Annotated in this window: 7 protein-coding genes; 2 read left to right on the forward strand and 5 right to left on the reverse strand. The window is 57.3% G+C overall.

The features are described 5' to 3' along the window. Positions 1-47 precede the first annotated feature (47 nt). Positions 48-1,208 (reverse strand): acyl-CoA dehydrogenase family protein, encoded by a 1,161-nt coding sequence (locus IE087_RS15020; protein ID WP_189370444.1) that lies wholly within the window; start codon positions 1,206-1,208, stop codon positions 48-50. Positions 1,209-1,285: 77 nt separating this feature from the next. On the opposite strand from IE087_RS15020, the gene IE087_RS15025 reads away from it, so the two are divergent. Next, positions 1,286-2,227, forward strand: a complete 942-nt coding sequence (locus tag IE087_RS15025) for a GlxA family transcriptional regulator (RefSeq protein WP_189370185.1) — start codon at positions 1,286-1,288, stop codon at positions 2,225-2,227. Here the strand turns inward: IE087_RS15025 and IE087_RS15030 are convergent. Then, on the reverse strand, positions 2,224-5,403 hold the full coding sequence (locus IE087_RS15030) for an efflux RND transporter permease subunit (RefSeq protein WP_189370186.1): 3,180 nt from the start codon (positions 5,401-5,403) through the stop codon (positions 2,224-2,226). The two genes, IE087_RS15025 and IE087_RS15030, sit on opposite strands and share 4 nt — an antisense overlap. Position 5,404: 1 nt before the next feature. After that, positions 5,405-6,529 carry an efflux RND transporter periplasmic adaptor subunit gene (locus tag IE087_RS15035; protein WP_189370187.1) on the reverse strand — a complete coding sequence of 375 codons (1,125 nt, stop codon included), beginning with the start codon at positions 6,527-6,529 and terminating at the stop codon, positions 5,405-5,407. Between the two features lie 258 nt (positions 6,530-6,787). Here IE087_RS15035 and IE087_RS15040 point away from each other — a divergent pair, with 258 nt between their 5' ends. After that, positions 6,788-8,350, forward strand: a complete 1,563-nt coding sequence (locus IE087_RS15040) for a peroxidase family protein (RefSeq protein WP_189370188.1) — start codon at positions 6,788-6,790, stop codon at positions 8,348-8,350. Here the strand turns inward: IE087_RS15040 and IE087_RS15045 are convergent. Together IE087_RS15045 and IE087_RS15050 are read right to left on the reverse strand one after the other, a co-directional pair. Next, complete coding sequence (locus IE087_RS15045) at positions 8,313-9,074, reverse strand: maleate cis-trans isomerase family protein (protein ID WP_189370189.1); 762 nt, start codon at positions 9,072-9,074, stop codon at positions 8,313-8,315. The genes IE087_RS15040 and IE087_RS15045 overlap by 38 nt on opposite strands. A gap of 444 nt (positions 9,075-9,518) precedes the next feature. Beyond that, positions 9,519-10,562: a pyridoxal-phosphate dependent enzyme gene (locus tag IE087_RS15050; RefSeq protein ID WP_189370190.1), complete on the reverse strand. Its 1,044-nt coding sequence runs from the start codon at positions 10,560-10,562 to the stop codon at positions 9,519-9,521. Between the last annotated feature and the right edge of the window lie 378 nt (positions 10,563-10,940).

Raw genomic sequence — 10,940 nt, forward strand, 5'->3', positions numbered from 1 at the left:
CTGGCCCCTCGCTCCGGTTGGATGGGCCTTGCCCGTTCGAAACCATTTTAGGCACCCAGAGGCCGCAAGAGATCGCGGCTGATGATGTGGCGCTGGATTTCGCTGGTCCCGTCCCAGATGCGTTCAACCCGAGCATCGCGCCAGAACCGTTCGATCGGAAAATCATCCATCAGGCCCATACCGCCATAAATCTGAAGCGTGGTGTCCGTCACGCGTGCCAATGCTTCGGAGGCATAGAGTTTTGCCGAAGCGATTTCGCGGTTCGATGGGAGGCCCTGATCGAGCCTCCAGGCGGCGGCAAGGGTCAGCCAGTCAGCGGCATCAATCTCGGTGATCATGTCGGCGATTTGAAAGCTGACGCCCTGGAATTTTCCGATGGGCTGGCCGAACTGCTTACGCTCCGCTGCGTAGCTCAGCGCGTAATCAAAGCAGCGGCGCGCGCGTCCCACGCTGAATGCGGCAACGGTCAGTCGGGTGGCGTAGAGCCATTCGTTCATCACGGCAAAGCCGCCATCGACCTCCCCCAGAACCTGCGCATCGGGCAAACGGCAATCGTCAAAATACAGGACACAATTTTTGTACCCCTTGTGGCTGACCGAGTTGTAGCCATCGCGCACTTCAAACCCCGGCGTGCCCCGATCCACAAGGAACGTGGTGATCCGCTTCTTGGGGCCCTTCGGCGTATCGTCGACGCCGGTGGCGATGAAGACAATGAAGAAATCGGCATGTTCTGCGCCGGAGATGAAGTGCTTGGATCCATTGATCACCCAATCCCCGCCGTCACGGACTGCGGTACATTTCATACCGCGCACGTCCGACCCGGCGTCGGGTTCGGTCATGGCAAGCGCATCCATCCGTTCGCCCCGTACTGCCGGCAGCAGGTAGCGTTCGCGCTGTTCATCATTGCAGGCCATCAGGATGTTCTGAGGGCGCCCGAAGAAATGGGTCAGTGCCATCGACCCGCGCCCCAGCTCGCGTTCGACCAGCGTGAAATCCATGTGGCTGAGGCCCGCGCCCCCCACTTCCTCGGGGAAGTTGCAGGCGTAGAACCCCATGTCGATGACCTTGCGCTTGATCTCTTCTCCAAGCTCTACCGGAACGTGCCCGGTCCGCTCAACCTCGGCCTCGTGCGGGTAAATCTCGTTCTCGACAAAGCTGCGGACGGTCGAGACGATCATCTCCTGTTCATCGGTCAAACCAAACTGCATCGGTGTGTTCCCTGCCATTGATGGCGGGATCAGAGCGTGGCTTGCGAAAGTATAGCGTGCAGTGTTAGCCGTCTGTCATGCAAGATTGGTCGAAAATCCATGACGCGATGCAGCATGTGGACATCGTCCTGTTTAATCAATTTTCAAACCATTGCCTTGCGAACTTTGTTGAACCGTTGCGGGCAGCGAATGCGTTTCTGCGCCGCAAAGTGTACCAATGGCGCTTCTTCACGCTGGATGGTGCGCCGGTATCAAGTTCCAGCGGATTGCAGATTGCACCGCATGATGCTTTGGCGCATTCCGAGGGAACTGCATTGTTGCTGATGCCGTCCTATGGCATCCGCGAACTGGACCAGGAGCGGATCACAAGCGTGGTTCGGAATGCAGCGCGGCGATATCCGGTACTGGGCGGGTTTGATACGGGCAGTTGGTTGCTGGCACGGGCCGGGTTTTTGGATGGGTATCGTGCGACCATTCACTGGGACATGCTCGATGCCTTTTCCGAAGCATTCCCGGAAATTGAATGCCAGCGCCAACGCTTTGTCATCGACGATGATCGCGTCACCTGTTCAGGAGCCATGGCCGCTTTTGATCTGGCGAACAGCCTGATTGCGTCAGCGCATGGCCCGCTGGTTGCGATGGAAGTCGCCCAATTGTTCATGTCTCGGGGCATGGTACCGGCCTTGCCGGTCCGCGCATCCGGGCGGATGGTAGGGCGCGCAGTCGCCTTGATGCAGGATTATATCGAGGCGCCACTTTCCATTCCCGAGATCGCGCGCTGCGTCGGCTGCACGCAAAAGACGCTGGAGCATCGTATGCGCTCTGCGATGGGTGCGACCCCGTCAGTCGTGTACCGGCGGTTGCGTCTGAACGCAGTTTTGCGCCTAGTGCAGGACACAGACCTCCCCGTGTCAGAGATTGCCGGCCGATGCGGGTATGAAAGCGCGAGTGCCATGACACGCGCGTTCAAAGCAGCCTTTGGTCAAACTCCGCAAGCCGTGCGGCAGGATCGGCGTTAGCTGGCAGCCGGGCTTGGCACGGTATCTGCGTTTTCCTTGTCTTTTGCCTGCCCCGGAAAAATCCTGCGCAGAGCAACATAGAACACAGGCGTGAAGAACAGGCCGAGGAAGGTCACACCCGACATCCCGAAGAAAACGGCAGTGCCGAGGGCTTGCCGCATCTCTGATCCGGGACCGGTGGCAATCATCAAAGGCACAACGCCCAGAATGAATGCAAAGGCGGTCATCAGGATTGGGCGCAGGCGCAAGCGACATGCATCCACGGCCGCATCTATCGCGGACATCCCCTTTTCTTCCTGTGCTTGCTTGGCAAATTCGACGATCAGAATGGCGTTCTTGGCCGACAATCCCACCAACACAATCAACCCGACCTGTGTCAGGATGTTGTTGTCCATGCCGCGCAGCATTACCCCTGATAGGGCGGACAGGACGGCAAGCGGGACAACAAGAATGATGGCAACCGGCAAGACCCAGCTTTCGTACAGGGCCGCAAGGAACAGAAATGCAAACAGAACCGAGAAGGCAAAGATGTATGCGGCCATGTTGCCTTGGTTGCGCTCCTGAAGGGCCAATTCGGTCCATTCGTAATCCACGCCGGGCGGCAATAGCTGTGCTGCCAATTCTTCCATCGCGATCAACGCATCGCCTGTGGATACGCCTGGAACCGCATTGCCCTGGATCGGAACAGATACCAGTTGATTGTAGCGTTGGACCAGTGCTGGACCGGCCGTGTCGACCACTGAAACCAGTGTTCCCAAAGGAACCAGGGCGCCCGTTGCGGTCCGCACGCGTAAGGATCGTATGTCTTCCTGATCTAGCCGGAACTGTTGATCAGCCTGCGCCCGAACCTGGAACAAACGTCCAAAGGCGTTGAAATCGTTTACATAAGCCGAGCCGAGATTGATGGAAAGGGTTTCAAAGATGGCCCCAATTGGCACGTTCAGCATTTGTGCGCGCACGCGGTCAATCTCGAGATAGACTTGTGGCGAACTGGCCGAGAATGTGGTGAAAACACCTGTCACTTTGTCCGACTGCTGCGCGGCGCCCATGATGGCGTAGGCGCTGTTCAGAACGCGGCGCATATCTGCGCTTTCGGTATCCTGCAGCTGCATCTTGAACCCGCCACCCGTGCCGACACCTCGAACGGCAGGAGGGGCGATTGCGATGATGAATGCCTCGCGGATGACCTGCATGCGTCCAAACAGTTGACCCACGATGGCATTGGCATCCAATCCGCTTTCCAGACGGTCTTCGAATGGTGCGAACGTTGTAAAGATCACGCCCTGATTGCTGGCATTGGTAAAGGTTGCACCGGAGAATCCCGCAAAGGCAACGGCATTGGTGACACCCGGAGTTTCACGCGCAATCTCGGTTGCTTGCTTGATCACCGCGTCGGTCCGGTCCAGCGACGCCCCTTCGGGCAGTTGCACAACGACGATGGCATAGCCTTGGTCGGCGTCGGGAATGAAACCTGTTGGCACCTGTTCATTGATCCACCAAGCTGTCCCCAAAAGACCTGCGAAGGCAACAATAGAGACCGCGATCATGCCCCACGTGCCAACCAGTACCCGAACAATGGCTGCATAGCCGCGCGTGACGGCATCGAGACCGCCATTGAAGGCATTTGAAACCGAAGCGCCGAGGTGCGACAGCGGATTGCGCGACAGAGAATTGGTGTTCGGTTTCAGGAAAATTGCGGCGAGGGCCGGGGACAGGCTGAGCGAATTGATGCTTGAGATCACCGTGGCCACCGAGATGGTGACAGCGAACTGCCTGTAGAACTGTCCAGTGATACCGGGCACCAGTGCCGCGGGCACGAAGACCGCGATCAAAACAAGTGTTGTGCCGATAATCGCACTTTGCACTTCGTCCATGGATCGAGCCGACGCCTGGCGGGGAGTCATGCCGTTTCGGATGTTGCGCTCGACGTTTTCGACCACCACGATTGCATCATCGACCACGATGCCAATGGCCAGGATCAACCCAAACAGTGTCAGCAGGTTCAGCGTGTATCCAAGCGCCAACATTACGGCGAACGTCCCGATCAAGGATACGGGTATGGCCAGCAGCGGTATGAGGGCGGTGCGCCAGCTTTGGAGGAAGACTATGATGACAACGACAACCAACAAAACCGCCTCAAAAAGCGTTTTGTATACGGCGTCGATGGACGCGCTGATGAATTCCGTTGGATTGTAGACGACCTGGTACTCCAATCCATCCGGGAAATCTTGTGCCAGCTCATCCATGGTTGCGCGCACTTCGTCCGCAGTTGCCAGTGCGTTCGATCCCGGCCGTTGGAAAATACCAAGTGCTACGGCGGGTTTGTTGTTGAGATATGAGTTGGTGACATAGGATCGTGCGCCGATTTCCACCCGTGCAACGTCTCGCACCCTCACGACGCGACCGGACTCAGACGCCTTGACGATAACGCGTCCAAACTCTCTTGGATCTTCCAATCGACCTTGGGTCGTGATCGAAACCTGAAAGGCATTGTCTGCCGCGTTAGGCGGTGCGCCGAGCGTGCCGCCGGACACCTGAACGTTCTGTTCTCGCAGGGCACCGACCACATCACTTGCTGTGAGGCCAAGCGAGGCCAGCTTGTCAGGGTCAAGCCACACCCGTGCGGAAAACTCGCGTTCCCCGAAAATGATCAGATCGCCGACGCCGTCCAGACGGACAAGCCGATCGCGCACCCGCGCGCGGGCGTAATTCGACACATAAAGCTGATCAAAGGTCGCGTCTGGCGACAGCATGTGCACAACCATCATCAGGTCCGGCGACGACTTGGTCGTGGTCACACCCAGCGCCCTTACCTCCTGCGGCAGGCGCGGCTCGGCGATGGCTACGCGATTTTGCACTAGCACTTGGGCGGTATCGAGATCGGTGCCCAACTCAAAGGTGATGGTCAGACTCATCGTGCCGTCGGCGGTCGCATATGAGGACATGTACAACATGCCCTCCACTCCGTTGATTTCTTGCTCAAGCGGGGTTGCAACGGTGTTTGCAATGGTTGTTGCATCCGCTCCCGGATACGATGCCCGCACGACGATCGAAGGCGGTGCGATTTCCGGATATTGCTCAATCGGCAATTGGAAGTAAGAGATAAGGCCGACAATCGTCATGATGATCGACACGACGACGGCGAAGATCGGGCGGCTAACAAAAAAGCGGCCCATATCAGTTCTCCGCGATCAGTGGCAGTTCGATTATCTCGGGGATCACCGTCATACCCGGCCGGGCGGTTACAAGACCGTCAATCACGATCGTTTCGGTTCCATCCATGCCTTCGCGCACGACCCGGTAGCCATCCAAGCCCGGTCCTGGACGTATGGGTAACGGAGTGACCACGCCGTCAGCGTCCAAGGTCATGACAAGCCGCCGGTTCTGATCGGCAACAATTGCCCTGTCAGGGATCAAGATACCTTCGTATGGAAGCGATCCAGGTACATTGACCCTGCCAAACAGCCCAGGAGTCAGCAATTCATCCGGGTTTTCCAGAACCGCGCGGACGCGCATTGTGCCTGTTTCTGCATCAATCCTGTTTTCTGAAAAGTCGAGATAGCCAGTTTGCGGAGGGATTTTGGTATCGGACAGTGTCACTTTGACCTCAAGTGCGCCTCCACCTTCTTGCAGGGCCGTTCCCCGCGCGCGAGCGTCCCGTGCATAGGCAAGGAAATATCGCTCGTCGATGTCGAACACGAAGTAGATTGGATCGTTCGAAACAATGGATGTCAGAACGGTTTGATCTGCTGACACCAGGTTGCCAGGATCGATCAACGACCGATCGATCCGACCGGACATCGGCGCACGTATCTCGGAAAACTCTAGGTCCAGTTCAGCCAATTCGAGAGCCGCGCGAGCCTCTTCAAGACCACCTTGCGCCGCCAGATATGCCTCCCGGCGTTCATCCAGAACGCTTTGTGGAATGTTCCCGTTTCCGATCAGAGCCTGCGCGCGCTCCAGCTGTTCGGTTGCAAATTCATAGGTCGCTTCAGCGACATCAATGCGGGCCTGGGCCTGCCTGAGCGCGGTCCGGAACTGGCGCTGATCGATTGTGAACAGCAGCTGCCCCGCTTCGACCAGAGTGCCTTCCTTAAAGTGAACTTCTTCAAGGTAACCAGAGACCCGTGACCGCAAGGACACTTCGGACCTTGCTTCGAAGCGGCCGACAAATTCGTCATCCTCGACAATTGTTTTCACGACGGGCTTGGCCGCCGTTACGGTTGGAGGACCCTGTTGCGCTGTGGTTGCGGTTCCGAAAACCAAAAGCAAAATGAAGGAGAGTGACGCCAAAGTCTTCATGAAAACTGTCCCGGTACTGTGGTCTTTTCTCCGCGCCACTTCGTCAAGTAGGGTGCGCAGGATGCGGATCAACCTGTTCACGCAGAACTAGTAAGCTCGCGTGGGTGCTTTTGAGTCCACAAATTTACACAGTTCCTGTGCGCGCGACATACGTGATGACGCCAAATTCACCACAAGCCACAACTTAGCCTAGCATTGTGCGCCGCTTTGGCAGATGCTTACCGCATTAAATTCATTCTTTTGATCATTGAGCACCCTATGTCATTTCTTCCATATTCTGTCCAAAAAGCGATCTTTTCTGTTATCGAAGCCATTCCGCTTACCGCCAAACTCGCCAATCGATGGGCGATCAATCGTGTTGTAAATCGAGCCCGACCGCGCCCGCATCCGCTGAGCACCGAGCGTGATTATGTCTGGTGGGGGGGGCTGACTGATCGTCGTTGGAGTGGGCGACACCTGCCGCCTCGTCCCCGTGCCAATGCCGCAAGTCCGGAGGCCTTGGCCGCCCTTTTTCGTCGCAAGGATGGCAAACAACGCAGGTGTCCCAAATCGACATGCCTGTTTCCGGCCTTTGCGCAATATCTGACTGACGGCTTTATCCGCACTGAATCCGAAGACCTTGTGCCGGCAGGTGAAGATCCCAGCCACCGCCTGAAACGCAACACATCAAACCACGAGATCGATCTGTGCCCCCTCTATGGTCGCACCCGTGCGCAGACCTTGGCTTTGCGTCTCCGATCCGAGGACAAAGGTCAAAAGGGGCGTTTGGCGTCACAGATGATCAATGGTGAGGAGTATGCGCCCTTCCTATACAACGGGGACAAGTTCGACCCACAGTTCGAAGTTCTCGACCCACCCTTGGGCCAGAGCACGCTGGATGACACGCGCCGCGCAACGATCTTTGCCTTTGGCGGCGACCGCGCCAACTCGGTCCCACAGGTCGCCATGCTGAACACCTTGTTCCTGCGCGAACACAATCGACTCGCGGGTGAGATCGAAGCAGAGCACCCGGATTGGAACGACGATCGGGTTTTCGAGACGGCGCGCAACGCGGTGATCGTCATGTTCATCAAGATCGTGGTCGAAGATTATATCAACCACATCTCGCCGTTGCCTTTCAGCCTGCGCGCCGATCCGTCTGTTGCCTGGGACGCGCCATGGAACAAGCCGAACTGGATCACGACCGAGTTTAGCCTGTTGTATCGCTGGCACGCGCTGATCCCCGATGCCCTGAAGTGGGGGGGTGAGAAACGCCCAGTCCATAGCACTTTCATGAATAATGCCTTGCTGATCGACAATGGTTTGCTGTCTGCCTTTTCGGGGATCAGCGAGACCCAAGCAGCCGAGTTGGGACCATGCAACACGGCGGAATCCCTTCTTCATATCGAGATTGCGTCGATTGAGCAGGACCGCGATTGTGCGCTTGCCAGCTTTTCGGACTATTGCGACTACATGAGCCAACGCAGACCTGCGAATTTCGAGGCGATCTCGTCCGACCCGGAAGTGGCCGGTTTGCTGCGCCAGTTCTATGACAGTCCACGTGATGTTGACTTCCATGTAGGGCTATTCTGTGAGGATCGTGTGCCAAACAGCCCGCTGCCCAATCTGGTTCTCAAGTTCGTGGCTCTTGATGCTTTCAGTCAGGCCCTGACCAATCCGCTCTTGTCGCGGCACGTGTTCAAGCGTTCGACATTCTCCGGACCCGGGTGGCGCGCGATCAATCGCACGGAAACGCTGCGGGATGTCCTGGACCGCAACGTGACCGGTGGGGTCGGGCATACGTTTATTGGAATGACACGACCGGAGTGGTCGCCGGAGTAGTCAAGCGGAAGGGCAGATTCGCCGCGAGCGGGACCTGCGCCAGCTGCGCCATATGCCAAGCCAGAACTAGGTTGCTGGACAAGACCGGCATGTTACGGGCTGCTTCGATCTCGGGAATGACGCTCAGCGTGCGCAGGTTGGTACAGGACAGAAATATAGCGTCCAGCTCCGTGTCGCGGCCAAGGTCCCGGGCTGAGTTGATGATGGATTGAGCCGTTATGCGCACCACGCGTTCTTCGATGGGTTCATCGAAGCTGGTGAAGGCAACCACCTGTATGCCTGCGCCCGCCAGAACGTCTCGCAACCGGTCAGACACGCTCTCAATGTAGGGGCTGAGCAATCCAAGACGTTTGATGCCCAAGTGTTTGCACGCGGCGATCAACGCGGTCACTGGGTCTGTGACGCAAGGGGTGTCTACACCGGCGTCAACAAGATCAGCGATCCGCGTGGTGCCAATTTCCGCCGTGCCGGACGTGCATGCGTAAGCCACGCAAGCCATGTGTGCGCCGCGCGGCAGCAATCCTGCGGCTTCGGTCAGATTGTCTGCCATCTCGCGCAGCGTGTCCGACGTCACCGACGTGCCGGACCGAACCCGGCTGACCATGTATTCGACATCGGGCGACATAAGGATACGCATATCCTGCTCAATCGTTTCATCCGCTTGAAGTACAATCAGCCCAAGCTGTATGGGGCGCGTATCATCGATGATGTATGGGGCACTCATTTCAGTACTCTCATTGCGTGGTCTTGGTGAGAAGACGGCTAGTCTGCTCTGTTTTCGCGGACTACGATTTTTTATGCCTCATTATGCACCCGTCGTCCAAGCAGGCAGGTGGTTCAAAGGTTACTCGATTCTCGGGGTCATCGGAGTTTGGTTGGCTGTGATGATTGATGGCCAGTCGGTCAGTGGGTTGCGCAATCCGCGGCCCAATCGCCCAGCTTCCATCGCATGAACGCCTGGATTGGCATTGCTGTTCATCGCTTCGGCAATACCGAAACCATCGGCGCGTCGTGCTTACCCTGACATGGATTGTAAAACCGGTGTGGCACCTGGTCTCCGGTCCGGTTGTAAGCGACGGAGCGGATAAGCCTGTGCTATTCACCATCACCGTAGCCTTACGCGTGCAGTCTGAACGCTCCGCAATCGGGAACCTTTGCGACGCTTGCGTCAAGCTGAGGCTTGCTCACTCAGGATCACGAGCACCCGCGACGCCTCTGTCAGACCGAGGGCATCACGATGTGGCGTACTGGCCAACAGCGCAGACATACCAGCGGTGCCAGATGGCGTGGAGGCCAGGCCCACTTCTGCCGCCACCTTGTCACCAAACGAGCCTTCATCCTCCGAAATCAGTACGAAGTCATTCGCGTCCCGTGCCAACCCTTTAAGTGCGATGAGTGAAGGTTCTTTGCAGTCCAGCCGCCCCATGTCTGAACTGGGTCCCGAAGTCACCACAGGCTGGCCTGCCTGAACCGATGCGAAAATCGCAGGGGCTGCGTCTGGTTCCACTACGATGATCCGGGGTATTGGTCCCCAGGCGTGCCGTGCGTAGGCGGCACAGGCTGCGGCCAATCCACCAACACCTGCCTGCAAGAAGATGTGAGTGGGCGCGTTCATGGCGGCTACGGTTTCCTGCATCAGAACCGTGTAGCCCTCCATCAGGCGGTGTGGAATATCGAAGTATCCATGCCAGGAACTGTCAGACAACAAAATCCAATCATTTGCATCGGCCGCACGTGCCGCTTCCGCCATGCTGTCTTCGTAGACGGGACCGTGACGTCGGACTTCGGCATCGAATCTGCGCAGGCGATCCGCGAAAGCTTCAGGCACGGTGTCCGCCAGATAGACAACGGCTCGCGCTCCGAAGGCCTGAGCCCCTGCCGCAACGGAAAGGCCATGATTGCCAGCGCTGGCAGTGACATAGGTGCGTCCGGCTGCAATGTCCGCCTCTGCATCACATGCAATGACATATGCCGCGCCAAGAGCTTTGAAACTGCCCAGCCCCATACGTTCGCGTTCGTCCTTAACATGCACTTCGGCGACACGCGCCCTATCCGCAAGTGCTGGCGAAGACACCAGTGGTGTCGGCGCTGCTGCCGGGCAGCGCTGCAATAGGCGTGCGGGGTTTTCGGCGTTCACACTGGGCACAGGTGTGTCTGGCAAAGTAGATATGGCCGCGTCGGTGTGGCTGTCTGTACGTTTAAGATGCTTCATGACCAACGGCTATCAGGTGTGGCAATTGCTGCTAAACAGAATCACGACGTCCAATTGAGTAGATGCGGCGAACAAGGCGCTTTACCGCTACCGTTTAAGACAACAGTTGAAACGTGTCGCAAAAAAGCATCCACTCTGTGATGCCGTCAAATCAGCTTCGATCCAGTTACATTGCGAATATCCGCGCTTGGCTTTGCCGCGCCAGACGAGAGGCAATTGGTGCTTGTTCGGAGCCATGAAATGCGCAGCGAAACTGGTTGCAGCAGGTCCAGATCCGGATTGCCCGTGCCTTTATTGTCTGCTGTCGTATTGAGTCAGCATTGGGGCTTCGTGCCTCTGGTGATTGAATTCATTGCAGAGCTGCCGTTAGAGTTTCTT

The organism is Tateyamaria omphalii, assembly GCF_014651375.1.
GTDB classification, from domain to species: domain Bacteria; phylum Pseudomonadota; class Alphaproteobacteria; order Rhodobacterales; family Rhodobacteraceae; genus Tateyamaria; species Tateyamaria omphalii.

What these genes read in the sequence shown, in the direction of transcription:
- IE087_RS15040 (WP_189370188.1), top strand. Translation starts at nt 6,788, where the DNA reads ATGTCATTTCTTCCATATTCTGTCCAAAAAGCGATCTTTTCTGTTATC.
- IE087_RS15020 (WP_189370444.1), bottom strand. Translation starts at nt 1,208, where the DNA reads ATGCAGTTTGGTTTGACCGATGAACAGGAGATGATCGTCTCGACCGTC.
- IE087_RS15025 (WP_189370185.1), top strand. Translation starts at nt 1,286, where the DNA reads ATGCAAGATTGGTCGAAAATCCATGACGCGATGCAGCATGTGGACATC.
- IE087_RS15035 (WP_189370187.1), bottom strand. Translation starts at nt 6,529, where the DNA reads ATGAAGACTTTGGCGTCACTCTCCTTCATTTTGCTTTTGGTTTTCGGA.
- IE087_RS15050 (WP_189370190.1), bottom strand. Translation starts at nt 10,562, where the DNA reads ATGAAGCATCTTAAACGTACAGACAGCCACACCGACGCGGCCATATCT.
- IE087_RS15045 (WP_189370189.1), bottom strand. Translation starts at nt 9,074, where the DNA reads ATGAGTGCCCCATACATCATCGATGATACGCGCCCCATACAGCTTGGG.
- IE087_RS15030 (WP_189370186.1), bottom strand. Translation starts at nt 5,403, where the DNA reads ATGGGCCGCTTTTTTGTTAGCCGCCCGATCTTCGCCGTCGTCGTGTCG.